The organism is Allobosea sp. GW822-FHT03F07 (genome assembly GCF_058801345.1).
This window is the reverse complement of sequence record NZ_JBXAND010000013.1, coordinates 20,960-44,054: the sequence shown is the minus strand read 5'-3', so window position 1 is coordinate 44,054 and position 23,095 is coordinate 20,960. Positions and strand designations below refer to the sequence as shown.

The following is a 23,095-nucleotide window of genomic DNA, read 5'->3' as shown; positions in this document are numbered from 1 at the left end:
CCCGGCAGGCGGATAGTCTGCCTTAGACGAAAGTCTAAGGAAGCGGATGATGAGGCTTGCTGCTGACGATGTGGCGCGGTCGCTGCGCGGGTCATGGCACCTGATGACGCGCGGCTCCGAGGCCCTCCAGGAACTGGACCTGACGCGCGACGGGTTCTGGCGCTCTTTCCTCGCCTTCGCGCTGATGCTGCCGGCGACGATCGCCATTCTCGCCGCCGTGCGCCTTCTCGCCGGCTTGCCGAACACGGCCGGCCTGTTCACCTCGCCCGGCCTGGCCATGGCGGTGATCGGAGCCGAGCTTCTCGCCGTGCTGGCGGTTCCCACCCTGCTGGTCGCGCTGGCGCCGCGCCTCGCGCAGGCGCCGCGCTTCACCAGCTTCGTCATCGCCTGGAACTGGGCCGGCATCGTCTCGGCCAGCCTGATGGCCGTGCCGGCGGCCGTGTTCGCGATCGGCTGGTCGTATCCGAGCCTCGCCGGCCTGCAGGCGCTGGCCTTCGGCGTGATCGTGCTGCGATTGCGCTACTGCGTGGCGCGCGCGGCCTTCGGCCCGGAGAGCCGGATCGCCGCCCCGATCGTGCTGGCGAGCGTGATCGCGGACTATGGGGTCGTGCGGATATTCGGATTGCTGCCGCTCTGAGCGAGAGGCTCTTGCGAAGAAGCCAGCCTCAGTAGTCCACGCCGGCCAGATACAGCCCGCAGGGTGGCGCCAGCGCCGCGCATTGCGAGCGGTCGCGCGCCGCCAGAACCTTGCCGAGCTTGTTTTCCGGCCAGCGCCCGGCGCCGACCATCTTCAGGCAGCCGACGATCGAGCGGACCTGATGGTGCAGGAAGGAGCGCGCATGGGCGTAGACCACGATCTCGTCGCCCTCGCGCCGGACATCGAGCCGATCCAGCGTCCGCATCGGGCTGTTGGCCTGGCATTCGGCGGCGCGGAAGGTGGTGAAGTCGTGATGGCCTAGCAGGGCTTTGCCGGCACGATCCATCGCTTCGTGATCGAGCTTCACCGGCACATGCCAGAGGCGGTTGCGGTCGAGCGCCGGCTGCGCGCGCCGGTCGAGGATGCGGTAGATGTAATAACGCCGCTTGGCCGAGATGCGCGCGTCGAAATCGTCGGACACGGCCTCGGCGCTGACGACCGCCACCGGCAGGCGCTTCAGGCGGGCGTTGCTGGCGTCACGCACCACATCCGTGCGCCAGTCCTTGTCGAGATCGACATGGGCGACCTGATGCGTGGCATGGACGCCGGCATCGGTGCGCCCGGCGCAATGCAGCCTAACCGCATGGCCGCAGAAGGCCTCGACCGCTTCCTCGACGCTCTGCTGCACGGACGGGCCGTTGAGCTGGCGCTGCCAGCCTGAAAAGGGCGTGCCGTCATATTCGATGACGAGCTTGTAGCGGGGCATCAGAGCTTGGCGCCGGCGGCGAGTCGTGCGCCACGCAGGAACTCGGCCCCGCTCATCGGCCGGCCACCGGCACGCTGGACCTGGAGGAGCTTCACGGCTCCTTCCGCACAGGCAATCGTGCCCTCGTCGTCGAGCAGCATGCCGGGCTCGGCCGCGCCGCCGGCGAGCGCCGTGCGCAAGACCTTGAGACGCTCGGGCCCCTTGCCGAGATCGACCTCTGCGAACGCGCCCGGGAACGGCGCAAGGCCGCGCACGAGATCATGGACATGTTTCGCCGGGCGCGCCCAGTTCAGCTTCGCCTCGGCGTTGCCGATCTTGGCGGCGTAGGTCACACCCTCCTCCGGCTGCGGCGTGAAGTGCAGGCCGCCACGGCCCAGCGCCGCGAGAGCCCGCACCATCAGATCCGCGCCGAGCGGCGCCAGGCGGTCATGCAGGTCTCCGGCCGTCATGTCGGGACCGATTTCGAGGCGCTCGACCATGCCGACCGGGCCGGTGTCGAGCCCTGCTTCCATCTTCATGACGCAGACGCCGCTTTCGGCATCGCCGGCCATGACCGCGCGCTGGATCGGCGCCGCGCCGCGCCAGCGCGGCAGCAGCGAGGCATGCAGGTTGAGGCAGCCGAGTTCCGGCAGATCGAGGATCGCCTGGGGCAGGATCATGCCATAGGCGACGACCACAGCGACATCGGCATCATGGGAGGCGATCTGCTCGGCCGCCTCCGCGGTCTTCAAAGTCGTGGGCGTGAAGACCGGGATGCCGAAGCGCTCGGCGGCCTTCTGAACGGGCGACGGCTTGAGTTCCAGCCCGCGCCCGGCCTGGGCAGGCGCACGCGTGTAGCAACTCACGACCTCGTGGCCCTGGCCGATGATCTCGGTGAGGGTCGGCACCGCGAAATCGGGGGTGCCCATGAAAATGACGCGCAAACTCATACGCCGGTCTTTACCTTAGGTGGGGTCGGCCTTGCCCGCCGACGAACAATCATTCGAGCCCTCATCTTGAGGAGCGGGCAAAAGCCCGCGTCTCGAAGGATGCTCCAGGAGGCTCCGGAACCGTCTGGAGCATCCTTCGAGACGCCGCTGACGCGGCTCCTCAGGATGAGGGCTGCGGAAAACGCCGATGTGCCGCTACGCCTCAGCGCCTCGCCGCCTGCTTGGCGAAACGCTTGGTGACGCGCTCGCGCTTGAGGCGCGAAAGATGGTCGATGAACAGCACGCCGTTGAGATGGTCGATCTCATGCTGCAGGCAGGTGGCGAGCAGCCCGTCGGCCTCGATCTCCTGCTGCTTGCCGTCAAGATCGGTGTAGCGGACCTTGACCGAAGCCGGGCGCTCGACCTCCTCGTAATATTCCGGGATCGAAAGGCAGCCCTCCTCATAGACGCTGCGTTCTTCCGACGACCAGGTGATCTCGGGGTTGATGAAGGCCATGGGGTTGCGCGGCTGCGCGTCGCGCTTCTCCTGGGCGCCATCGGTCCCCTCTTCCCCCTCGCCCTCTTCCCTATCGTCGGGGGGGCGCTTGGCGACATCGAGCGTGACCACGCGCTTGGGCACGCCGATCTGGATGGCCGCAAGGCCGATGCCCGGCGCGTCATACATCGTCTCGAACATGTCGGAGACGAGGGTGCGGATCTCGGCCGTGATATCCTCGACGGGGGTCGAGACCAAACGAAGCTGGGCGTCGGGCAGGATGACGAGAGGGCGAATGGCCATGAAAGGATTTCTGCGCGGGATTTCGTGATGAAGGGGCGACATAAGCCCTTGCACGCAGCCGGTCAAACTGTTCCGCTTTCGTTCGAATTCATTCACCCGAATCGGCTAGCATCTCGGTATGAAAGAGATCGCCTTCGTTCTTCTCGACCGCCCCGTGACCTGGGCCGAGGCCGCCTTCGGCTTCGCGGCGCTGAGCTTCGCCCTGCTCCTGCTCATGGCTCTGTCCTCTTGGCGAGGCAGCCGGGAGCGCGCTATCGAAGCCGCTATGACGGCCGAACGCGCCCGCGAGATGGACGACAAGGTCGCCGAGATGAACCGGCTGCAGGCCGAGATGACAGGGCGCATGCAGTCCATGGCCGAGATCCTGTCGACGCGGCAAGGCGACCTCGCGCGCCTCGTCGCCGACCGGATGGACGGTTTGCGGCAGCAGGTCGGCGCCGGGCTGGAACAGAATGTCCGCCAGACCACCGAGAGCCTCGGCCGGCTGCAGGAGCGGCTGGCCGTGATCGACAGCGCCCAGAAGAACCTGACCAGCCTGACCTCCGAGGTGGTGACGCTGCGCGACGTGCTCTCCAACAAGCAGGCGCGCGGCGCCTATGGCCAGGGCCGGATGGAGGCGATCATCCGTGACGGCCTGCCGACAGCCTTCTTCGCCTTCCAGCCCCAGCTTTCCAACGGCCGCCGGCCGGACTGCCTCGTCACCCTGCCGGGCGACGGGCGCGGGCTCGTCATCGACGCCAAGTTCCCGCTGGAGAGCTTTACGCAGCTTCGCGAGGCCCGCAGCGACGATACGAGGAAGGCGGCCGCTGCGCGCGTGCGCAACGATGTCGGCGTGCATGTGAAGGACATCGCCGAGCGCTATTTCCTGCCCGGCGAGACGCAGGACATGGCGCTGCTCTTCGTGCCGTCGGAGTCGATCTATGCCGATCTGCACGAGCATTTCGACGACGTGATCCAGAAGGCGCATCGCGCCCGGATCATGATCGTCTCGCCCTCGCTGCTGGCGCTGGCGATCCAGCTCATGCAGTCGCTGGTCCGCGACGCCCGCATGCGCGAGGAGGCGCAGGTGATCCAGAGCGAGGTCGGCAAGCTGCTCGCAGATGTCCGCCGGCTGGGTGAGCGGGCCGAGAGGCTCGACCAGCATTTCCGCCAGGCGCAGGAGGATGTCGCGGGCATCCGCACCTCCGCGACGAAGATCTCAAGCCGCGGCGAGCGCATCGTCGCGCTCGACTTCGACGAGGCGAAGGCCGAGCCGACGCTGCCCTTCGCGCAGGGGCTGTCGCTGAAGAACGCGGCGGAGTGATCAGCCGACCTTGAGCGTCGCCGAGAGTTCCGGCTTCACGTTCAACGTCTGGAACACGACGCAGTAGCGTTCGGTCAGCTTCAGCAGGCTGTCGAGCTTCTCCTGCGGGGCATCGGTCTCGACGTCGAAGAAGAGGCGGATCGCCTTGAAGCCGACGGCCGCGTCCTTGGCGACGCCGAGCGTGCCGCGGAAGTCGAGATCGCCCTCGGCACGAACCACGCCCTTCTTCAGCTCGATCTCGAGCGCCGTCGCGACGGCCTTCAGCGTCACGCCGGCGCAGGCGACCAGCGCTTCCAGCAGCATGTCGCCCGAGCAGAGCTCGGCGCCGCTGCCACCCGTCGCCGGATGCAGGCCCGCGAGCGCGATCGCGCGGCCGGTCTCGACCTTGCAGGCGATATGCTGGTCGTCGAGCTCGCCCTTGGCCTTCAACGTGATCAAGGCAGCGTTCGGGTCATTGCGATAGGCATCCTTCAGCGGAGCCTGCAGGGCGCGAAGAGCGGTGACGTCCATGGGATTTCCTCGGATCAGGCCTTGGTGTGATTGCCGTCTTGGTAGCGACTGTCGCGGCCGTCCGCTACCACCACATCCCCGCGGTTTCCGCCGTCTTCTGCTGATGTGGCTCCTCGTCGCGCAGCGAGCGGTCGAGGCTGCGGAGCACCTCACGTTTGCCCGCCTCGAAGGCCGGCGAGAGATGGTCGCGCGGGCGGGCGAGCGGGTTGTCGAACTCGTCGAAGATTCGTCCGGGCCTGGGCTGCATCACCACGATGCGATCGGCCAGCGTCACCGCCTCCTCGACGTCATGCGTCACCATCACCATGGTCGGCCGGCTTTCGCCCCAGAGCGCCAGCAGATGCCCGTGCAGGCTCGCCCGCGTCGTCGCGTCGAGCGCCGAGAAGGGCTCGTCCATCAGAAGCAGCTTCGGCCGCGTCACCAGCGCACGAGCAATCGCCACGCGCTGCTGCTGGCCGCCGGAAAGCTCGCGCGGCCAGCGGTCCTGATGGCCAGCGAGGCCGACGCGGACGAGGGCATTCGTCACCAGCCCCTCGCGCTCGAAGGCAGAGAGATGCGGCAGGCCGAAGCCGACATTCTCCGCGACCGAGAGCCAGGGGAACAGGCGCGGCTCCTGGAAGATGACGCCGACATCGGCGCGCGGCTCGGTGATCGCCTCGCCATTGAGCAGGATGCGCCCTGCGCTCGGACGGTCGAGGCCTGCGATCAGCCGCAGCAGCGTGGTCTTGCCGCAGCCGGAGCCGCCGACCAGCGCCAGGATCTCGCCGGCCGCGACATCGATGGTGACGGCCGACAGGGCCTGCGTGCCGTCGGCATAGGTTTTCGAGAGGGTCTCGAAGCTCAGCATCGAGGGGGCTTTCTAAAGTTTGTCGCGCGCCGTGTCCTGCCAGGCGAGAACCGGCCGCGTGAGGGCGACGAGCAGCCCGTCCGCCAACTTGCCCATCACGGCGAAGCTGATGATGGCCGCAATGATGGTGTCGGGGCGGCCGAGCTGCTGGCCGTCCACCAGGAGATAGCCGAGACCCTCGCTCGCACCCATGATCTCGGCCGCGACCACGAACATGAAGCCGAGCCCGAGCCCCGAGCGCAGCGCCGTGATCCAGGCCGGCAGGATTGCCGGCAGGAGCACGCGTCGCGCCATCGCCAGCCGGCCGAGCCGGAAGACGCGGCCGACCTCGATGATCTTGCGGTCGATGCCCTGGATCGCGGCGGCGACGCCGAGATAGACCGGGAAGAACACGCCAACCGCGATCAGCGCGACCTTCGAGGCCTCGAAGATGCCGAGCCAGAGGATGAAGAGCGGCACCCAGGCGATCGAGGGGATGGCGCGCAGGGCCTGGAGCGTCGGGTCGAGGATGCCCCGCGCCACGGGCAGCGCTCCGGTTACGGCTCCGAGCAGCGTGCCTGCCGCCGCGCCGAGGCCGAAGCCCGCCGCGACCCGCCAGAGCGTCGCCGTGGCATGGGTGAAAAGCTCTCCCGATGCGGCGAGGCTCCAGAGCGTCGCGCCGACGACGCTCGGCGGCGGCATCAGCCGGCCATTGGCCAGCCCTGTCCTGACGGCGATCTCCCAGAGGATCGCCAGCAGCACCGGCAGCACGAAGCCGGCGAGCGCGAGCATCCGGCGGCGCGACCGCGAGCGGGAGAGACCGCCCTGCTCGCCGATCGCCGCCGTCTCGATGCCGAGCGCGCTCATCTTAGCCTGAGCCGTCTCAGTTGGTGGCGGCGAAGCGCCGGTCGAGCAGATCGTCGACCACGGCCTTCACATCGGTCGCCGCGGGGAGGACGCCGGCCTCCTTGAGCGCGAGCCCGGCCGCGATGATCGTGTCGGCCTGGGCCTGGCCGATCGCCGAATGGGTCAGCTCGGTGCGGGTGAGCTGGCGTTCGATCACGGCGTCCGACAGCTTGGTGTAGGTGATAAGCGTCTTCTTCAGCTCGGCCGGATTGGCCAGCGAATAGGCCCGCGCCTCCTCATAGGCGGCCAGGACCTTGCGGACGAGCGCCGGATTGTCCTTGGCGAAGGCCTCGCGGACGTTCAGCACACCCCAGGTGTTGTCCTCGGCCTTGCGATGGAACAGCTTCGCGCCGCTCTCGACCTCGGCGGCGGCCATCAGCGGGTCGAGCCCGGCCCAGGCGTCGACATCGCCGCGCTCCAAGGCGAGGCGGCCATCGGCATGCTGCAGCAGGACGAGCTTGACGTCCTTCTCGGTCAGCTTGGCCTCGGCCAGCGCACGAACCAGGAAGATATGCGGATCCGTGCCGCGTGTGACGGCGACGCGCTTGCCCTTGAGATCCGAGACCTTGGAGATATCGCTCTTGGCGCTGGTGACGAGCGCCGTCCATTCCGGCCGCGAATAGACATAGATCGACTTGATCGGATTGCCGTTGATCTTGCCGATCAGGGCCGCCGCACCGGCGGTCGAGCCGAAATCGAGCGAGCCGGCATTGAGGAATTCGAGCGCCTTGTTGGATCCGGCGGACTGGACCCAGCGCACGGCGATGCCGTCGGCAGCCAACGCCTTTTCGAGGATGCCGCTGTCCTTCAGCACGAGGCTGACCGGATTATAGGTCGCATAATCGACCCGAAGCTCCTTGGGAGCCTGGGCGAAAGCTTGCGTGCTGGCGAGGGTGATCGAGGCGGCAAGGCCGGCGACGGCGAGACGGCGGGTGATGGTCATCGGAGGTCCCTTTCGATGCGCGAAGGGACCGAGCTGCGGACACGCACCCGTACCCCACGCTTTAGCTGCACTTGTTTCGCGCCCGCAAGCTGGTGGCTCAAATCGGCGCGTATCCGACTTGTAGGTCCGATCGTTCTGTATGTCAAACAGCACATTAATGGATGTTGAATCTCGTATTTCACGTATAAAATCTGCTTAATTAAAGCGCTTTGCGAATCCCCCTTGCATGCTAACCAGCGATAACGGCGTCCGCGCCGACAGACGCAAACAATCGAGGTCAGGCTTGGTCTCATCCGTCGCCGATCAGCCGGTGCTCGAACTCAACCATGTGCTGGAGAGTCCCCGGCGCGCCGTCGACCATCTGCTCGAACAGGGCCAGCGCCGCAGCACCGCCGATATCCGCAGCCTTCTCGTCGGCGGGCTGCGTCAGGTGCTGGATCAGGGCCACGCCTCGGCGCGCGAATTGCTCAAGCGCCCGCGCCACGGCCTGGTCTGCGCCCAGCATCTCTCGGCGGTGATGGATGGCGTCGTCGGTTGCCTGCATGTCGCGGCGACCGAGCATTTCTATCCGGCGCTGAATCCGTCGCAATCCGAGCGCATCGCCGTGGTGGCGGTCGGAGGCTATGGCCGCGGCACCCTGGCGCCGGGCTCGGATGTCGATCTCCTGTTCCTGTTCCCGCACAAGCAGACAGCCTGGGGCGAGAGCGTGGTCGAGGCCATGCTCTACCCGCTCTGGGACCTGAAGCTGAAGGTCGGCCATTCCGTGCGGTCGGTCGACGACTGCGTGCGCGAGGCGCGCGCCGACATGACGATCCGCACGGCGCTGCTGGAGGCGCGCTTCATCGCGGGCGACGCCCTGGTCTTCCACGACATGGTCCGCCGCTTCGGCGCAGAGGTGGTCGAGGGCACGGCGCCGGCCTTCACCGAGGCCAAGCTCGCCGAGCGCGAGACCCGCGTCCGCCGCGCCGGCAGCTCGCGCTATCTCGTCGAGCCCAACGTCAAAGACGGCAAGGGCGGCCTGCGCGACCTCAACACGCTGTTCTGGATCGCGAAATACGCCTACCGCGTCAACGATGTGCGCGAGCTGGAAACGGCCGGCCTGTTCGACCGCAAGGAGTTGCTGATGTTCCAGCGCTCGGAGGAATTCCTCTGGCGCGTGCGCTGCTGGCTACATTTCATCACGGGCCGGGCGGAGGAACGGCTTTCGTTCGACCTGCAGCGACAGGTGGCGGCCGCGATCGGCTATGCGGGGCGCAGCGGACAGGCACCGGTCGAACGCTTCATGAAGGCGTATTTCCTCGTCGCCAAGGATGTCGGCGACCTGACCGCGATCGTCTGCGCCGGGCTCGAGGCCCGCCAGCAGAAGCCACGCGCCACGCTCTCGCGCCTGCTCGGCTCCTTTGCCAAGCGCAAACGCGTGCGGGCACTCGGCCACCCGGACTTCACGCTGAAGAGCCAGCGGCTGAACGTCATCGACCCCGACGCCTTCAGGCGCGATCCCGTCAACCTGCTGCGGCTCTATGAGATCGCCAGCCGCGACGACCTCGCCATCCATCCCGATGCGAGCCGGCTGGTGACGCAGTCGCTGCGGCTGGTGACGCCGCAACTGCGCAACGACCCCGAAGCCAACCGGATCTTCCTGGAGATCCTGACGGCGCGGCGATCGCCGGAAGCCGTGCTGCGGCGGATGAATGAATCCGGGCTGCTCGGCAAGTTCGTACCCGATTTCGGGCGCGTCGTGGCGATGATGCAGTTCAACATGTATCACCACTACACGGTCGACGAGCATCTGATCCGGACCATCGGCGTCCTGGCCGAGATCGATGCCGGCGTGCTCGAATCCGAGCATCCGCTCGCCAACGAGATCATGCCGACGATCAGCAATCGTCGCGCGCTTTACGTCGCGCTCTTCCTGCACGACATCGCCAAGGGGCGGATCGAGGATCATTCGATCGCCGGCGCCCGTATCGCCCGCAAGCTCGGGCCTCGCCTCGGACTGACCGAGGGCCAGACGGAGACGGTCGCCTGGCTGGTCGAGCACCATCTGGACATGTCGACCGTGGCCCAGAGCCGCGACCTCGGCGACCCCAAGACGATCGAGAGCTTCGCCGCGACCGTGCAGACGCTGGAGCGGCTGAAGCTTTTGCTGGTGCTCACCGTCGCCGACATCAAGGCGGTCGGGCCCGGCGTCTGGAACGGCTGGAAGGGCCAGCTCCTGCGCACGCTCTATTACGAGACCGAGATCGTGCTGGCCGGCGGCCATTCGCTGATCGAGCGCAAGGCGCGCGTCGAGAAGAAGCAAGACGGCCTGAAGGAGCGCCTCGCCGACTGGGACGAGGCGGCGCGCGACGCCTATCTCGCCCGGCACTATCCGGCCTATTGGATCAAGGTCGACGTGGCCCAACAGGAGAAGCATGCGCGCTTCCTGCGCCGGGCAGAGGAAGAAGGCCGCACCACCGCGACGCTGGTCGAGACCGACCAGTTCCGCGGCGTGACCGAGTTGACCATCCTCGCCCCCGATCACCCCCGCCTGCTCGCGATCATCACGGGCGCCTGCGCCGCGGCCGGCGGTAACATCGTCGATGCGCAGATCTTTACGACGACCGACGGGCTCGTGCTCGACACCATCTCGGTCTCGCGCGCCTTCGAGCGCGACGACGACGAGTTGCGCCGGGCCGAGCGCATCGCGGCAGCGATCGAGCGCGCCCTGAAGGGCGAGATCAAGATCGCCGACCTCGTCGCCCAGCGGCGGGCGCCGCCGCCTCGCGGCCAGACCTTCCAGGTCGTGCCGGAGGTCATCATCGACAATGTGCTGTCGGCGCGCCACACCGTGCTCGAGGTCGCCGGGCTCGACCGGCCGGGCCTGCTCTACGACCTGACCACGGCGATCGGGAAGCTCAACCTCAACATCGCCTCGGCGCATATCGCGACTTTCGGCGAGAAGGCGGTCGACGTTTTCTACGTCACCGACCTGACCAATGCGAAGATCGTCTCGACCGCCCGCCAGCTAACGATCCGCAAGGCCCTGCTCGACGTCTTCGGCCCAGACGGAGAGAAGGGTCCTTCAGCCAAGGGCAAGGCACCCGCTCGTGCTTGATTTAAGCCGGCATAAGCCCGATATCGGCCGGGAACACGGTCGCGCTCCGATGTCGCGACCAGAGCTTTGATGAAGCCGAGAGCCTTGCTTCAGCGCAATCCGGTTCGTCCGATTTCGCGCAAGGTTCTCGATTTGGATTGGATGATGCGATGACGCAGAACCCTGCGACGGAAAACCCGAACGCCGAGCCCGCGCTCGACGAGGCCGCCCAGCAGACTCCCGAGGAGATCATCCAGGCCAATTTCGCCCGGATCGAGGCCGAGCGCGACGACCTCAAGGACAAGTTGCTGCGCACGCTGGCCGACATGGAAAACCTGCGCCGCCGGACCGAGCGCGAGGTCGCCGACGCGAAGGCCTATGCCGTGACGAGCTTCGCGCGCGACATGCTGGGCTCGGCCGACAATCTGCGCAGGGGCCTGGAGAACGTGCCGGAATCCGCCAAATCAGGCGATGCGGCGCTGAACGCGCTGATCGAAGGCGTCGAATTGACCGAGCGCGAGCTGCTGAAGACGCTGGAGCGTCACGGCGTGCGCAAGATCGACCCGCAAGGCGAGAAGTTCGACCCCAACCTGCACCAGGCGATGTTCGAGGCGCCCGACACCGAGATCGCCAAGGGGCTCGTCTCGAAGGTCGTGCAGGTGGGCTACAAGATCGGCGAGCGCGTGCTGAGGCCAGCTCTGGTCGGCGTCTCGGCCGGCGCGCCGAAGCCGCAGGCCTCCAATGGCGAAGACGCCGCACCGACGGGCCACTAGCGGAGTTGAGAGAGCGGCTCATGCGAAAGACCGGCTCCCACCTTTTCGCGCGATGCGCTGAGCCGTGATCGAGGCCGTCGGCGTCGCCGTCTTCGCGTTGACCGGCGCCCTCGTCGCCGCCCGAAAGGGCATGGACCCGTTCGGCTTCATCCTGCTCGCGACCACGACCGGTACCGGCGGCGGCACCATGCGGGACCTTGCGCTTGGCCGGCCAGTCGGCTGGGTCGAGGCGCCGCTGAACGTCCTGATCTGCGCGACCGTCGCGCTCCTCGCCTGGCTCATCGCCTATCTGCGGCCGGGCCAGCTCGAAGGCTGGAGCGCCAAGCGCGTGCTGCTCTGGGCCGATGCGTCTGGAATGGCGCTCTTCGCCGTCTCCGGCACTCGGATTGCAATGGCGGCAGATGTCCCGCTGCTTTCGGCGATCGCGCTCGGCGCCGTGACCGCCTCCTTCGGCGGCATCCTGCGCGACATCCTCGCCGGGGACCGTGCCATGGTGCTGTGGAGCCGTGACTTCTATGTCACCGCTGCGACCGCGGGCGCAGGCGCCACCGCGCTCCTGACCTATTTCGGCTTCGCCCCCGCCGTCGTCACGCTCGGCGGCCTCGCGGCCGGCTTCGGGCTCAGGGCCGGCTCGATCCTGCTCGGCTGGTCGTTTCCGCATCTGCCGGGCGAGGGGCCACGCTGAGCGCCTGAGGGCCCGCTATCAGCCACCGGGCCTGGTGACCCGCCTCAGCGTCAGGTTGATCCGCCCGCCCTGCGGCAGGAGTGCCGAGGAACCTGCGAGGATGCGGTCGATGCCGTGATAGGCCAGCCTCGCCTCATCGCCGAAAAGCAACGCATCGCCCGAGGCGAGCTTCAGCGACTGGGTCTTGCCGCCGCGTTGCGTGCCGCCGATCCGGAAGATCGCGGTGTCGCCGAGCGAGAGCGACAGCACCGGCGCATCGAAGTCCTGCTCGTCACGATCCTGATGCAGGCCCATCTTCGCGCTGGCCTCGTAGAAATTGACCAGGCAGGCCTCGGGCGCATGCGGATAATCTGCCAGCTCCCGCCAGGACCGCAACAGCACGTCCGGCATCGGCGGCCAGGGCTCGCCCGTGACGGGATGAAGCGGCTGGTAGCGGTAGCCGGTCTCGTCGGAGACCCAGCCCAGCGAACCACAATTGGTCATGCGAACGGAAAACGGCTTGCCCGTTTTGGGCATGCGCGGATGGAAGAAGGGAGCGAGCCGGGCCACCTCGCGCAGGTCCGCGACCAGCGCGGCCTGCGCATCCGGCGCGAGATAGCCCGGCCAGTGGACGACGCCGGGCGCGACGACGAGCCGGGCCATCGCGGCCGCCTTACAGGGAATCGAGATCGAGCACGTCGGCCATGGAATAGAGGCCCGGCTCACGCCCCCTGCCCCAGACCGCGGCCTTGACTGCGCCCTGCGCGAAGAGGCTGCGATCCTCGGCGACATGCGCGAGTTCGAGCCGCTCGCCAGCGCCCGCGAAAATGACCTTGTGATCACCGACCACGGTGCCGCCGCGCAGCGTGGCGAAGCCGATCTTGCCGGGCACACGCGCGCCGGTGAATCCGTCACGCACGGCGACACGCTGCTGTGCCAGGTCTGCCTGGCGCCCTTGCGCCGCCGCCTCACCGAGCAGGACGGCCGTGCCCGAGGGCGCATCGACCTTCATGCGATGATGCATTTCGACGATCTCGATGTCCCAATCGGTGCCCAGCGTCGCGGCGACCTTGCGAACGAGCGCGGCGAGCAGGTTGACGCCGAGGCTCATATTGCCGGAGCGGATGATCGCCGTGTCACGCGCGGCCTGTTCCAGCTTCGCCAGATGCTGCGGCTCGAGGCCGGTGGTTCCGATGATATGGGCGATGCGAGCCCGGGCCGCGAGCGCGGCGAAGGCGACCGTCGAGTCCGGCGTCGTGAAATCCAGCACGCCCTCGGCCATGGTGAAGGCCGGCAGCGGGTCGTCGCCGACCAGCACGCCGCTCGCCGGCAGACCGGCCAGCACGCCGGCATCCTGGCCGAGCCAGACCGAGCCGGGGCGCTCGATCGCGGCCGCGAGCGTGCAGCCCGGCGCCTCATGGATCGCCTTGATCAGCATCCGGCCCATGCGCCCGGCGGCACCGACGACGACGAGACGCATATCGGACATTTGGGTGCACTCCGCCAGTCGGGGATGACATCGAGCCAGCCGCGTCGCCTTACCCCGCCAGCGCCGCGATGTTCGCCTATAGGACGGATCGCGGCGCAACGACACCCGAAACCTCGGACACCCGAAACTTCAGGCACCCGAAACCGCGCAACGAAAAACGGCCGGGTCGCCCCGGCCGTTCTCCAATAGATCGATCGAACCTTGGCCTCAGGCAGCCTGCTGGATACCCGAGAGCTTCCAGGCGCCGCCGCGCGGGCGCACGAAGGTCCAGTGCTCCGTGACCTCCTGCGGGACGGTGGCGCTGCCATCGACGACCTTGCCGCTGGAGCGCTCGTAGAGCGCGTTGATCAGGCTGAAGCGCATCGCGACAGTCGCGTAATCGAGATTGTCCTCGCGCCAGGCTTCCGAGAGGTCGCCCTGCAGCAACTTCACGTCCGAGACGCGGTCAACCAGGCCCTTGCGGACGTTGTTGGTGAGGTCCTCGTCGAAATAGCCGAACATCTCCGGCGTGACGCGGTCGCGCAGGCCCTTCTCGTCCTCGTTCGAATAGGCCGTGTTGACCTCGGTGAGCAGACGCTCGAAGGCGTTGAAATCCTCGCCCACGAGTTCGATCGGGGTGGTCTGCGGCACCGCCGCGGGGCGACCGAGGCCACCGCCCATGGCACCCATGCGGGCGCCCGGCTGCGGCTGATACATCTCGCGCGGCATCGGCGCGCCGGCGCCGGCGAGTTGCGGCTCGGAACGGCGGCGGAAGAAGCGCAGCGCCAGCCAGATCGCGCCACCGATCAGGGCGATCTGCAGCAGGAAGCCGAGCATGCCGGCCATCGAGGCGAGACCGCTGAAGAAGCCGGAGCCCGACAGCAGGCCGAACAGGCCAGCACCGAGAAGGCCGGCGCCGAGGCCCATCATCAGGTTGCGCGCCATGGAGGGCCGGGCAGCCTGGGCCGCGGCGGCAGCGCCGGCCGCGGGAGCCGCCTGCGTCGGCGAAGGCTGCGCGCTGCGCTGGAAGGGCTGGGCGCCGTTAGGCGCGGTGCTGGTCGGGGCCGGCGCGGATTCGGTGCGCGAGCCACGGCTGCCGAAGCTACCCTTGCCACCGCCGGGCCGCGCTTCCGCCAGCACGGGGACGAGAAGCAGGGCGCCTGCGACCACGGCAACGACACGACCACGACGGGCGAGCGAAATCAGAGACATGGTTCCTCCCGGAGCCCCCCTTGGGCTCTCTTCCGGGGAATATGGCCCATCACTGACGCATTCGCAAGGTCAAGCCGACTAAGAGATTGCGATACAACAATAATCTGCAACTATAGCGCCGCTGGGCGAATGCAGCGACGCGTGCTAGACTGGCCGTCTCGCCGATGCATGTCCCCTTCCGTTCCGCGGGAGTGTACGATGATCGCCTTTGCGCCCGCGCTTTGCGAGCCAAGAGCCAAGCCGTCCTGGCCTGCCCCAGTGTTGTGGGGCGCGTTGTCGGCCGCGCTGCTCGCCGCCTGCCTGTCTTCGCCTGCCACGAGCGCCCGAGCAGCCGAACCCGCCGTCGCGCTGGATCCGCCCAGGCTGGCCCAGGCGCCCGAACCTCTCTGCTTCTGCTGGAGCGAGGGCCGCAAGATCGCGGAGGGGACGGCCGCCTGCATCCGCACGACGCAGGGCCGGCGCATCGCCCAGTGCGGCCGCGTCATCAACATGATGTCTTGGCAGGTCACCGAGACGCCCTGCCCGGAAAGCTGAGCGCCGGTCACGCGGATGACCTGAAAAGCGAACGCCGCCGGGACGTTGTCCCAGCGGCGTAGCTTAATGCTCCAGTGGTCTTCTGCGACTTGAGATTGACGTCCGTCAGAACGCTCCCAGAACGATCAGCATCACGAAGGCGAATGCCGCACCCATGACCAATCGGTCGAGACGTAGCGTGAGGCTCATCACATCCTCCTTTGTCATTGACCTGACATAACGCTAGCAGAACTGGCAGCGGCTGCAAGGGGGCAGGAGCGTGGCGCGATCGCGGCGAAGCCAAGAGTATCCCTAAACAATGGTTAAACCATTGAAGAGTTTTGGGGATAAGCGCGTCTATACGCCTGCCGCGACAAGCTTTTCAAACCCCTTCGCCACAGCGAGGACATGATGATCGTCGCCGAACCCTGCAATGATCTGAATGGTGGCCGGAAGGCCGCGCGCGCCCTGCATCAGCGGCACCGTCACGCAGGGTACGCCGAGTAGCGTCCAGAGCCGGTTGAAGCGGGAGTCCCCGGTCGATCCCAGCGTATCGGGCGCCTCGCCTGGGGCGGCATAGGTCACGACGACGTCGACTTCGGCGAAGAAGGCGCGGGCCGCGTCGCGGCCCCGGCGCGACAGGCGGCGCGCCTCGTCATACTGCTCCGGCGTGGTGGCACGCGCGGCGTCGAGATAGGCGCGCAGCTTCGGCGGCAGCGCGTCGCGATGAACAGCGTATTCCCAGGCAAGCGCCTGCGTCGCCTCGTAGTCCTGCAGCGGGCCGTGAGCCTGGAAGGCCTCCGCCAGCGCCGCCGGACCGTCGAGCGGGACGAGCACGGCGCCTGCAGCACCGGCTAGCGCCTCGAAGCGCTGCAACGCCGCCGCCGAAGCCGGCTCGGGCGCGCCGGCATAGGCCTGACGGTGGACGCCGATGCGCAACCCCGACAGGCTGGCGGCGGTGGCATCCATTTCCGGACGGCCCGAGATCGCCGCCAAGGCGACACCAACATCGTCCGCACTCGCAGCCATCAGGCCAAGCGTGTCGAGCGACCAGGAGAAGGGCTTCACCCCGACGGTAGGCAGGAGCGCGTAGGAGGGCTTGATCGCCGCGACGCCACAATAGGCGGCAGGTCGGAGCACCGATCCGCCGGTCTGGGTGCCCAGTGCGAGCGGGATCATCCCTGCAGCGACCGCCGCTGCCGACCCCGCCGACGAGCCCCCGGGGCTCGCGGTCAGGTCGTGCGGATTGCGCGTCGGCGCCGGATCGAGAAAGGCGAAGGCCGTGGTGTGGGTCTTGCCGGCCAGGGTCGCGCCGGCCGCCTTCAGCGCCATGACGATCGGCGCATCGGCGCGGGGCCGCCAGCCCTCATAGATCGAGGAGCCCATGGCAGTCGGCAGATCGGCGGTGTCGATGATGTCCTTGACGCCGCAGGCGATCCCGGAGAGCGGCCCCTTGCCCGGCAGCAACGCGTCCGGCCGGCTGGCGAAAGCCTTGATCTGCGGCTCGCCCTCCGCGATGCGTGCGGCGCTGGCGGCCAGCGCTTCCGCCGGTGTCGTCTCGCCGCGCTCGATGCGGTTCAGGATGTCGCGCAGGCTCTGCATCTCGTTCTCCTCAGGATCTCACTCGCCGATGACGCGGACGATCAGCCCCGTTGCGCGACGCGCGATGGGAATGGCGATGAAGGCCGCGCCGGCGGCGCAGGGCCAGGCGACGGCGAAAGCCGCCAGCCAGTGCCGGACGAAATCGGGCGGCATGCCGAGATTGAGCCAGGTCACCAGCGCGGTCATCAGGAAGGCCATGATGCCGGCCATCAGGATCGGAAAGATGAAACGCGCCTTGCCGGTCATGAGCCGATGTCCTCTCGCAGAAGCGGAAACCCCTTGCCGCTCTGTCGCATGTAGAAAACCCGTGGCACCAGTGACGTTTGGATCATGCAGGGATGCGCCCATCGGGGCTCGCAGTCAGGCATGGCGCGCCGCGCACTTGACGTTTCGGCAACCGGTACCGCAATGTGAATGATATTTACATTTCACGGACCATCCGACGATGACCTTCACGCCACTGGCCGCAGCCTCGCCCGTCATTCAGATCCATGTCGGGGCCGCGCTGGCGGCGCTGATCGCCGGGATTGCGGTGATGGCCTTGCCCAAGGGCACGAAGCTGCATCGCAGCATCGGCTGGGTCTTCGTGCCCGCCATGGCGATCGTGGCACTGAGCTCGCTCTTCATCATGCGGGACGGGCATTTCAGCGCCATCCACCTGCTGACGCTGCTCGCCCTCGTCACCCTGCCGCGCGCGGTGATCGCGCGGCGCCGCGGCAATATCACAACCCATAAAGGCGCGATGATCGGCCTCTTTGCGGGGCTGGCGATCGCCGGCGCCTTCACCCTGGCGCCCGGCCGGCTGATGAACCAAGTGACGTTCGGACAGCCCGCAGAGGCCCGTTAAGCGGTCGTTAACCGCTGCGCCAAAGTTAATCCGGCTGTGTCGCCGCGGGCTCACCCGGTTGAGAAACCGTTCACGAAACGGGTCGCATTTGATCGGACATGCGACGCGTTCACCTCGCCCTCATTGCTCTCGGCCTGCTCGGCTCAGGCCTTGCTGGCTGCGGCAAATTCCAGAAACCGCAGCGCGCCGCCTGGCGCGACCAAGCGGAGGCCGCCTGCCTGTCCTCGCGCCAGGTGCAGTTCTCCGCCTATGTCAGCCTGCGCGAGAAGCCTATCGACGGCCCCGGCACCTGCGGCATGGAGAAGCCGCTGAAGGTCTCGGCCTTCGCCAATGGCGGCATCGGCCTGACCAGCAACGCCACGCTGTCCTGCCCCATCGTCGCGACCACCGACAAATGGCTCGCCGAGGTGGTGCAGCCAGCGGCGATGAACGTGCTCGGCGCGCAGGTGATCGAGATCCGGGCGGGCTCCTATTCCTGCCGCGCGATGAACAACGGCAGCGGCACCAGCCGCACCTCCGAGCACGCCTATGGCAACGCCGTCGACGTGTTCTCCTTCCGGCTGAACGACGGGCGCAACGTCACCGTCAAGGATGGCTGGCGCGGCTCGCCGGAGGAGCAGAACTTCCTGCGCGAAATCTTCGTCGGCGCCTGCGAGCATTTCTCGACCGTGCTCGGGCCGGGCGCGGACATGTTCCACTACGATCATTTCCACATCGACCTCGCGCGCCATTCCAAGGGCCGCCAGATCTGCAAGCCGATCATCAAATACACGCCGAACCACAACCTGCCGCCGCCGGACCCGGCACGGCCCTATTCGATGGCGCAGCCGAAACTGCGCGACACGGCTCCGGCCGTCGTCGCTGGCGGCGCGCTGCTGCGCCAGCCCAGCGGCGGCATGCGCCCACCCGGCGCGGTCGCCAGTTCCGGAGCCTATCCGGTGGCAAACCATGCCGGACAAGGGCTGGAGGCCCAGCGCCGCTTCCTCGAGGAGTACGATAACCGGCCGCTCAACCCGCCGCGTGCGAACCGCTCCACCGGCGGCCAGTACCAGCCGCAATCGCTGCCGAGCGAGCAGCGCGGCCCGCTGATGCTGCCGGGTTCGGTGCCGCCGACGGAAGAGATGATCGTCGGCGACGACGAGGGCACCGGCGTGCTCGATCAGGAGGGCTACGATCAGGCCCAGCCCGCGATCACGCCGCAGCGCGACCCCTTCGCCTATCGCGGGGGCGGCGCCGCGCTGCGCCGCTGACGTTCGCTCAACGGGAAACCAGCACCTGCCGGCATTCCGGCGGCAGGGCGTCGAGCGACATCGGTGGCTTCGGCTTCGGCGGGGTCTTCGGCGGCGGCTTGGGCGGCGCGAAGATCGCGGCGCGCTGGCGCTCGATCCAGCCCGAGAGCTCCTCGCCGCAGCCGTCGCCGAAATTCGGCGGCTCCTGACCGCTGCAACTCGCCATCCCGGCCGGGCAGCTCATGCGGATGTGGAAGTGGTAGTTGTGGCCCCACATCGGCCGGACCTTGCTCAGCCATGCGCGGTCCGCTCCGGCCTCTCGGCAGAGCGCGACCTTGAGGGCCGGATTGACGAAGATGCGTTCGACCCTCGGCTCGCTGGCCGCGGCCTTGATCAGCTTGGTATGGGCTGGCGTCCAGTGCTTCGGATCGACGTCGCGCCAGTCGGCCCGGGCCATGTTGACCGCCGGCATGTTCTCGCGCGCTTCGCTGTCGAGGCGGGTGCGCGGCATCGGCGTCAGCCAGACATCGGCGTCGAGGCCGATCTGGTGCGAGGCGTGGCCGGTCAGCATCGGCCCTCCGCGCGGCTGCGAGATATCGCCGACGAGCAGGCCCGGCCAGCCATTGATCTTCGGGGTCTCGCGAGCGAATTCCTCGAGATAGTCGATCAGCGCCGGGTGGCCCCAGTTGCGGTTGCGGTTGAGCCGCATCACCTGCCAGCTCGGCCCGTCGACCGGCAAGGCGGTCGCCCCGGCGAGGCAGCCGCGCGCATAGGAGCCGATCGCGCGCGCCTGCATGCTGGCTGGCGCCGTCTTCTGGCCGAAGAGAGCGCGGGCGGCCTCCGGAAAGGCCGCGATATTGGCGGCGCGGCGCTTCGCCTCTTCCTCCGCAGTCGATTGCGCCCGCAGCGCTGCGGGCAGGAGTGCAGCGATCAGGAGCGCCGAGGCGGCGAGGATTCGGCGATTCAGGGCGAACATCACGGCAGAATCGGCCCGACCGGCGACAAAGGTCAAGCGTCGAAACGACGATTTGCCGATGGACAAGCCGACGCCGAGATTGCAGCCTCGGCACGAACCAAAACCGGATGCTGAAGCTCCGGATCGACCGGGGAAGGACAAGCTACCAATGACCGATTTCAGGATCGACCGCCGGGCCCTGCTGGGCGGCCTTGGCGCGACCGCGGCGACATCGGGAGCGGCTTTCGCGCAGGCGCCCTGGCCGCAGGGCCGCACGTTGAAGCTCGTCGTGCCCTTCCCGCCGGCGGGGGCAACCGATGTGCTGGGCCGCCTCGTCGCCGACAAGCTCGGCCAGACATGGGGCACCAATTTCGTCGTCGAGAACCGGGCCGGCGCCGGCGGCAATATCGGAACCGATGCCGTCGCCAAGGCCGAACCGAACGGCGACACCCTGCTGATCGTCTCGGTCGGCATGGCCACAAACCAGTATCTCTACGCCAAGCTGAACTACGACCCGGTCAAGGATCTGGCACCGATCACGATGGTTGCGCTGGTGCCGAACCTGCTCGTCGTCAACAAGGACCTGCCGGTGAAATCGGTCGCCGAGCTCGTCGCCTATGCGAAGGCCAATCCCGGCAAGCTCAGCTACGGCTCGTCGGGCATCGGCACTTCGGTCCATCTCTCCGGCGAGTATTTCCAGAAGCTGACCGGCACGAAGATGGTGCATGTGCCCTATCGCGGCACGGCCCAGGCGACGCAGGACCTGATCGGCGGGCGCATCGACGTGATCTTCGACAACATCACCCAAGCGCTGCCGCATGTGCGGGCCGGTTCGATCCGCGGGCTGGGAATCACCACCGCCAAGCGCTCGGCCGCCGCACCCGAATTCGCACCGATCGCGGAGACGGTACCGGGTTTCGACGTTTCCTCCTGGTTCGCGCTGTTCGCGCCGGCGAAAACGCCGCAGGCGATCATCGACAAGATCCAGGCCGACACCAAGGCCGGGCTCGCCGACCCGGCGCTGCGCGCCAAGATGGACCTGCTCGCGGCCGAACCGGTCGGCGGCACGCCGGCCGAACTCGGGGCCTACCTTCAAACCGAGATGAAGAAGTGGGGCGACCTGATCAAGGAAATCGGCGTGAAGGCCGACTAGCGTCGCGGCGATCCGGCGCGCGGAACCTGCCGCGCGCAGCCGGCGTTCCCCTCTGCAACCTGTCGCATCGATATCGCATCGCAGAGTTCAGAGGGATTTCGCCATGTCCACACTCGTCATCGTTCTCCTGGTCATCCTGTTGCTCGGCGGCGGCGGCTATTATGGCCACCGCTCCTATGGCGCGACCGGCCTCGGCGGTGTGCTGGGTCTCGCCCTCGTCATCGTGCTGGTGCTGTGGTTCCTCGGCGCGCTGGGCGGTGCGCCGGTGCGCGTCTGACGCCGACGGCGTCCCCGCCTGAGGGCCGCGCGCGGTCCTCAGGCGAGAGAGCGGCTTTCCCAGACCGCGATCGCAGCCGCCAGATCCTCCAGCGAGACCCCGACCGATTTGAACAGGGTGATCTCGCCTTCCTCCGACCGGCCCGCGATCCGGCCATGGCAGAGATCGGTCAAGGTCCCGGCGATCCGCTCGGCGGAATAATTGCCCTCGTCAATGCCGATGGCGACATCCCCGCCTTCGTCGATCGCCTTCTCGGAATCGACGACGACGCGGGCGCGTTCGAGCGCATCGGCATCCGCTTCCCGCATCTGCATCGTGAAGGCGCCGACGAGATCGAGATGGGCGTCACGCTTGAGCCAACGGCCGTGGATCAGCGGCTGTGTCGCATTGGTGGCGCAGGAGATGATGTCGGCGGTGCGCGCCTCGCCCTCGATATCGATCACGGCACGGGCCTCGATACCGTCGTTCGCCAGTTCCGCGACCACAGCTTCGGCCGCTTCAGGGCGGCGCGCCCAGATCGCGATGTCGGTCAGCGGACGGACGGAGCGATGCGCCTTGATCAGGAACGGTGCGAGAGAGCCGGCGCCGACCATCAGCATCTTCGAGGCTTCCGGGTTCGACATGTAGCGCGAAGCCAGCGCGGAGGCTGCCGCCGTGCGCCACAAGGTCAGGCAATTGCCGTCCATCACCGCGAGCGGAGCGCCGGTGCGGCCGTTCATCAGGAGATAGGCGCCCATGACGCCGGGCAGATTGCGCGTGCCGTTGCCGAAGAAGACCGAGACGATCTTGGTGCCGATATAGGGATGCTCGGCGTCCGGCGCGCTCCAGGCCGGCATGATCAGCAGGATAGCTTCCTCGCCGGGGCGCTCGATCGGGTGATGCGCACGCGGCGGCACGATCGTCTCGCCCCGGAAGGCTTCGGCGAGGGTATCGATCAGTGCGGGAAAGGTCAGCGCGGCATTGATCTCGTCAGGTCCGAAGAGCCGCATCAGCCACGCCCGTTGGTGAGAGCCGGCAAGGCGGAATCCGGCACGGCCGCCCGCAGCATCTGCGTCTCCGAACGCAGCGTCTCGGCCTCGCGACGATTGCGCCGAGCCGCCTTGCGGTGCTTGCCCTGAGCCAGCCAGGACGCGAAGCCGCCGACGAGCACGCCGATCGCGAGCGCGGCGAGGACGATGGCAAAGAGCGGGATGTCGAAAGCGAAGACCGGCGCATCACGGCTGATCGGGTCGAACGAAACCCGCACCGGCGCACGGTTGGCGACCGCGAACAGCACGATCGCCAATGCGATCGGCACCAGGACGAGGGCCTTGAAGAAGGATTTCATCGCTGTTCCTTTCGGCAGCTTCCCGACGAGTCCGCAGGCTCAGGGAGAGCGGACGCGCCGAGAGCGCCGCCGGACCGGGGCCATCGCCGCCCGGATCACGCCTTGTCGTTCAGCCTGAGGCGCAGTTCCTTGCCCGTCTTGAAGACGGGGACGAATTTCTCCTCGACCTCGACCGCGTCACCCGTACGAGGGTTTCGGCCGACGCGGGCGGAGCGCGCCTTGCGCGAGAAAGCGCCGAAGCCCCTGAGCTCGACCCTGTCGCCGCGTGAGAGCGCCTTGACGACCTCGTCGAGGATCGCCGTGACGATATTCTCGATATCGCGCTGATAGAGGTGGCCATTGCGCTCGGCGATGCGTTGAACGAGTTCTGATTTTATCATCGTTGCAATATAACCGCTTGT

Annotated in this window: 26 protein-coding genes; 10 read left to right on the top strand and 16 right to left on the bottom strand. The window is 67.7% G+C overall.

What is annotated here, in order from left to right:
- The first annotated feature begins 49 nt into the window (after positions 1–49).
- On the top strand, positions 50–637 hold the full coding sequence (locus AC1RMY_RS24140; RefSeq protein WP_492868927.1) for a hypothetical protein: 588 nt from the start codon (positions 50–52) through the stop codon (positions 635–637).
- Between the two features lie 28 nt (positions 638–665).
- On the opposite strand, the gene truA is transcribed toward AC1RMY_RS24140, so the two are convergent.
- The 3 genes from truA to def all read right to left on the bottom strand — a co-directional run bounded on the left by truA (position 666) and on the right by def (position 3,110).
- Complete coding sequence (truA, locus tag AC1RMY_RS24135; protein WP_492868925.1) at positions 666–1,403, bottom strand: tRNA pseudouridine(38-40) synthase TruA; 738 nt, start codon at positions 1,401–1,403, stop codon at positions 666–668.
- A complete protein-coding gene (fmt, locus tag AC1RMY_RS24130) occupies positions 1,403–2,332 on the bottom strand; it encodes a methionyl-tRNA formyltransferase (RefSeq protein WP_492868923.1) in 930 nt (309 codons plus the stop codon). The genes truA and fmt overlap by 1 nt, the downstream gene beginning before the upstream one ends.
- 202 nt (positions 2,333–2,534) lie before the next feature.
- On the bottom strand, positions 2,535–3,110 hold the full coding sequence (def, locus tag AC1RMY_RS24125) for a peptide deformylase (RefSeq protein ID WP_492868922.1): 576 nt from the start codon (positions 3,108–3,110) through the stop codon (positions 2,535–2,537).
- 118 nt (positions 3,111–3,228) lie between these two features.
- Here def and AC1RMY_RS24120 point away from each other — a divergent pair, with 118 nt between their 5' ends.
- Positions 3,229–4,413 (top strand): DNA recombination protein RmuC, encoded by a 1,185-nt coding sequence (locus AC1RMY_RS24120; RefSeq protein WP_492868920.1) that lies wholly within the window; start codon positions 3,229–3,231, stop codon positions 4,411–4,413.
- Here the strand turns inward: AC1RMY_RS24120 and AC1RMY_RS24115 are convergent, their stop codons facing one another.
- The 4 genes from AC1RMY_RS24115 to AC1RMY_RS24100 form a co-directional block, all read right to left on the bottom strand.
- Positions 4,414–4,923: an OsmC family protein gene (locus tag AC1RMY_RS24115; protein ID WP_492868918.1), complete on the bottom strand. Its 510-nt coding sequence runs from the start codon at positions 4,921–4,923 to the stop codon at positions 4,414–4,416. It abuts the gene before it with no gap.
- A gap of 64 nt (positions 4,924–4,987) precedes the next feature.
- Positions 4,988–5,770 (bottom strand): ABC transporter ATP-binding protein, encoded by a 783-nt coding sequence (locus AC1RMY_RS24110; RefSeq protein ID WP_492868916.1) that lies wholly within the window; start codon positions 5,768–5,770, stop codon positions 4,988–4,990.
- 12 nt (positions 5,771–5,782) lie between these two features.
- Positions 5,783–6,541, bottom strand: coding sequence for an ABC transporter permease (locus tag AC1RMY_RS24105; protein WP_492868969.1), 759 nt, complete (start codon positions 6,539–6,541; stop codon positions 5,783–5,785).
- A gap of 91 nt (positions 6,542–6,632) precedes the next feature.
- A complete protein-coding gene (locus AC1RMY_RS24100; RefSeq protein WP_492868914.1) occupies positions 6,633–7,598 on the bottom strand; it encodes an aliphatic sulfonate ABC transporter substrate-binding protein in 966 nt (321 codons plus the stop codon).
- A gap of 331 nt (positions 7,599–7,929) precedes the next feature.
- Between AC1RMY_RS24100 and AC1RMY_RS24095 the strand changes: the two genes are divergently transcribed.
- The 3 genes from AC1RMY_RS24095 (at position 7,930) to AC1RMY_RS24085 (ending at position 12,132) form a co-directional block, all read left to right on the top strand.
- On the top strand, positions 7,930–10,695 hold the full coding sequence (locus AC1RMY_RS24095) for a [protein-PII] uridylyltransferase (RefSeq protein WP_492868967.1): 2,766 nt from the start codon (positions 7,930–7,932) through the stop codon (positions 10,693–10,695).
- 149 nt (positions 10,696–10,844) lie between these two features.
- Complete coding sequence (gene grpE, locus AC1RMY_RS24090) at positions 10,845–11,447, top strand: nucleotide exchange factor GrpE (RefSeq protein WP_492868912.1); 603 nt, start codon at positions 10,845–10,847, stop codon at positions 11,445–11,447.
- Between the two features lie 64 nt (positions 11,448–11,511).
- Positions 11,512–12,132 (top strand): trimeric intracellular cation channel family protein, encoded by a 621-nt coding sequence (locus AC1RMY_RS24085; protein ID WP_492868910.1) that lies wholly within the window; start codon positions 11,512–11,514, stop codon positions 12,130–12,132.
- Positions 12,133–12,150: 18 nt separating this feature from the next.
- On the opposite strand, the gene AC1RMY_RS24080 is transcribed toward AC1RMY_RS24085, so the two are convergent.
- The 3 genes from AC1RMY_RS24080 to AC1RMY_RS24070 form a co-directional block, all read right to left on the bottom strand.
- Positions 12,151–12,774, bottom strand: a complete 624-nt coding sequence (locus tag AC1RMY_RS24080; RefSeq protein WP_492868908.1) for an alpha-ketoglutarate-dependent dioxygenase AlkB family protein — start codon at positions 12,772–12,774, stop codon at positions 12,151–12,153.
- A gap of 10 nt (positions 12,775–12,784) precedes the next feature.
- Complete coding sequence (dapB, locus tag AC1RMY_RS24075) at positions 12,785–13,591, bottom strand: 4-hydroxy-tetrahydrodipicolinate reductase (protein ID WP_492868965.1); 807 nt, start codon at positions 13,589–13,591, stop codon at positions 12,785–12,787.
- 216 nt (positions 13,592–13,807) lie between these two features.
- Entirely contained in the window at positions 13,808–14,791 is a 984-nt protein-coding gene (locus AC1RMY_RS24070) for a Tim44 domain-containing protein (RefSeq protein WP_492868906.1), read from the bottom strand.
- A gap of 198 nt (positions 14,792–14,989) precedes the next feature.
- Here AC1RMY_RS24070 and AC1RMY_RS24065 point away from each other — a divergent pair, with 198 nt between their 5' ends.
- Complete coding sequence (locus AC1RMY_RS24065) at positions 14,990–15,325, top strand: hypothetical protein (protein WP_492868904.1); 336 nt, start codon at positions 14,990–14,992, stop codon at positions 15,323–15,325.
- A 336-nt stretch (positions 15,326–15,661) separates the two neighbouring features.
- Here AC1RMY_RS24065 and AC1RMY_RS24060 read toward each other — a convergent pair whose 3' ends face one another.
- The gene (locus AC1RMY_RS24060; protein WP_492868902.1) at positions 15,662–16,906 is read right to left on the bottom strand and encodes an amidase; all 1,245 of its coding nucleotides are present in this window, start codon (positions 16,904–16,906) and stop codon (positions 15,662–15,664) included.
- Between the two features lie 18 nt (positions 16,907–16,924).
- Positions 16,925–17,152, bottom strand: coding sequence for a DUF2798 domain-containing protein (locus AC1RMY_RS24055; protein ID WP_492868900.1), 228 nt, complete (start codon positions 17,150–17,152; stop codon positions 16,925–16,927).
- Between the two features lie 199 nt (positions 17,153–17,351).
- On the opposite strand from AC1RMY_RS24055, the gene AC1RMY_RS24050 reads away from it, so the two are divergent.
- Together AC1RMY_RS24050 and AC1RMY_RS24045 are read left to right on the top strand one after the other, a co-directional pair.
- Positions 17,352–17,753, top strand: a complete 402-nt coding sequence (locus AC1RMY_RS24050) for a DUF2306 domain-containing protein (protein ID WP_492868898.1) — start codon at positions 17,352–17,354, stop codon at positions 17,751–17,753.
- A 98-nt stretch (positions 17,754–17,851) separates the two neighbouring features.
- Entirely contained in the window at positions 17,852–19,003 is a 1,152-nt protein-coding gene (locus tag AC1RMY_RS24045) for an extensin-like domain-containing protein (protein ID WP_492868896.1), read from the top strand.
- 7 nt (positions 19,004–19,010) lie between these two features.
- Here AC1RMY_RS24045 and mepA read toward each other — a convergent pair whose 3' ends face one another.
- The gene (mepA, locus tag AC1RMY_RS24040; RefSeq protein ID WP_492868894.1) at positions 19,011–19,958 is read right to left on the bottom strand and encodes a penicillin-insensitive murein endopeptidase; all 948 of its coding nucleotides are present in this window, start codon (positions 19,956–19,958) and stop codon (positions 19,011–19,013) included.
- 148 nt (positions 19,959–20,106) lie between these two features.
- Between mepA and AC1RMY_RS24035 the strand changes: the two genes are divergently transcribed.
- Entirely contained in the window at positions 20,107–21,090 is a 984-nt protein-coding gene (locus AC1RMY_RS24035) for a tripartite tricarboxylate transporter substrate binding protein (RefSeq protein WP_492868893.1), read from the top strand.
- 103 nt (positions 21,091–21,193) lie between these two features.
- Positions 21,194–21,367 (top strand): DUF3309 family protein, encoded by a 174-nt coding sequence (locus AC1RMY_RS24030; protein WP_327530005.1) that lies wholly within the window; start codon positions 21,194–21,196, stop codon positions 21,365–21,367.
- A 38-nt stretch (positions 21,368–21,405) separates the two neighbouring features.
- On the opposite strand, the gene lhpI is transcribed toward AC1RMY_RS24030, so the two are convergent.
- From lhpI to ihfB, 3 genes are all read right to left on the bottom strand, one after another.
- Positions 21,406–22,356, bottom strand: coding sequence for a bifunctional Delta(1)-pyrroline-2-carboxylate/Delta(1)-piperideine-2-carboxylate reductase (gene lhpI, locus AC1RMY_RS24025; RefSeq protein ID WP_492868890.1), 951 nt, complete (start codon positions 22,354–22,356; stop codon positions 21,406–21,408).
- On the bottom strand, positions 22,356–22,694 hold the full coding sequence (locus AC1RMY_RS24020) for a LapA family protein (RefSeq protein ID WP_492868888.1): 339 nt from the start codon (positions 22,692–22,694) through the stop codon (positions 22,356–22,358). The genes lhpI and AC1RMY_RS24020 overlap by 1 nt, the downstream gene beginning before the upstream one ends.
- Positions 22,695–22,789: 95 nt before the next feature.
- Positions 22,790–23,074, bottom strand: coding sequence for an integration host factor subunit beta (gene ihfB, locus AC1RMY_RS24015; RefSeq protein WP_327530008.1), 285 nt, complete (start codon positions 23,072–23,074; stop codon positions 22,790–22,792).
- Between the last annotated feature and the right edge of the window lie 21 nt (positions 23,075–23,095).

Bases quoted from the DNA above. Each gene is read 5' to 3' on its own strand.
- lhpI (WP_492868890.1), bottom strand. From the start codon at position 22,356: ATGCGGCTCTTCGGACCTGACGAGATCAATGCCGCGCTGACCTTTCCC.
- AC1RMY_RS24100 (WP_492868914.1), bottom strand. From the start codon at position 7,598: ATGACCATCACCCGCCGTCTCGCCGTCGCCGGCCTTGCCGCCTCGATC.
- AC1RMY_RS24045 (WP_492868896.1), top strand. From the start codon at position 17,852: ATGCGACGCGTTCACCTCGCCCTCATTGCTCTCGGCCTGCTCGGCTCA.
- AC1RMY_RS24070 (WP_492868906.1), bottom strand. From the start codon at position 14,791: ATGTCTCTGATTTCGCTCGCCCGTCGTGGTCGTGTCGTTGCCGTGGTC.
- mepA (WP_492868894.1), bottom strand. From the start codon at position 19,958: ATGTTCGCCCTGAATCGCCGAATCCTCGCCGCCTCGGCGCTCCTGATC.
- ihfB (WP_327530008.1), bottom strand. From the start codon at position 23,074: ATGATAAAATCAGAACTCGTTCAACGCATCGCCGAGCGCAATGGCCAC.
- AC1RMY_RS24060 (WP_492868902.1), bottom strand. From the start codon at position 16,906: ATGCAGAGCCTGCGCGACATCCTGAACCGCATCGAGCGCGGCGAGACG.
- AC1RMY_RS24120 (WP_492868920.1), top strand. From the start codon at position 3,229: ATGAAAGAGATCGCCTTCGTTCTTCTCGACCGCCCCGTGACCTGGGCC.
- def (WP_492868922.1), bottom strand. From the start codon at position 3,110: ATGGCCATTCGCCCTCTCGTCATCCTGCCCGACGCCCAGCTTCGTTTG.
- AC1RMY_RS24140 (WP_492868927.1), top strand. From the start codon at position 50: ATGAGGCTTGCTGCTGACGATGTGGCGCGGTCGCTGCGCGGGTCATGG.
- truA (WP_492868925.1), bottom strand. From the start codon at position 1,403: ATGCCCCGCTACAAGCTCGTCATCGAATATGACGGCACGCCCTTTTCA.
- grpE (WP_492868912.1), top strand. From the start codon at position 10,845: ATGACGCAGAACCCTGCGACGGAAAACCCGAACGCCGAGCCCGCGCTC.
- AC1RMY_RS24020 (WP_492868888.1), bottom strand. From the start codon at position 22,694: ATGAAATCCTTCTTCAAGGCCCTCGTCCTGGTGCCGATCGCATTGGCG.
- AC1RMY_RS24080 (WP_492868908.1), bottom strand. From the start codon at position 12,774: ATGGCCCGGCTCGTCGTCGCGCCCGGCGTCGTCCACTGGCCGGGCTAT.
- AC1RMY_RS24050 (WP_492868898.1), top strand. From the start codon at position 17,352: ATGACCTTCACGCCACTGGCCGCAGCCTCGCCCGTCATTCAGATCCAT.
- AC1RMY_RS24055 (WP_492868900.1), bottom strand. From the start codon at position 17,152: ATGACCGGCAAGGCGCGTTTCATCTTTCCGATCCTGATGGCCGGCATC.
- AC1RMY_RS24065 (WP_492868904.1), top strand. From the start codon at position 14,990: ATGATCGCCTTTGCGCCCGCGCTTTGCGAGCCAAGAGCCAAGCCGTCC.
- AC1RMY_RS24035 (WP_492868893.1), top strand. From the start codon at position 20,107: ATGACCGATTTCAGGATCGACCGCCGGGCCCTGCTGGGCGGCCTTGGC.
- AC1RMY_RS24030 (WP_327530005.1), top strand. From the start codon at position 21,194: ATGTCCACACTCGTCATCGTTCTCCTGGTCATCCTGTTGCTCGGCGGC.
- dapB (WP_492868965.1), bottom strand. From the start codon at position 13,591: ATGCGTCTCGTCGTCGTCGGTGCCGCCGGGCGCATGGGCCGGATGCTG.
- AC1RMY_RS24110 (WP_492868916.1), bottom strand. From the start codon at position 5,770: ATGCTGAGCTTCGAGACCCTCTCGAAAACCTATGCCGACGGCACGCAG.
- AC1RMY_RS24115 (WP_492868918.1), bottom strand. From the start codon at position 4,923: ATGGACGTCACCGCTCTTCGCGCCCTGCAGGCTCCGCTGAAGGATGCC.
- fmt (WP_492868923.1), bottom strand. From the start codon at position 2,332: ATGAGTTTGCGCGTCATTTTCATGGGCACCCCCGATTTCGCGGTGCCG.
- AC1RMY_RS24105 (WP_492868969.1), bottom strand. From the start codon at position 6,541: ATGCTCGCGCTCGCCGGCTTCGTGCTGCCGGTGCTGCTGGCGATCCTC.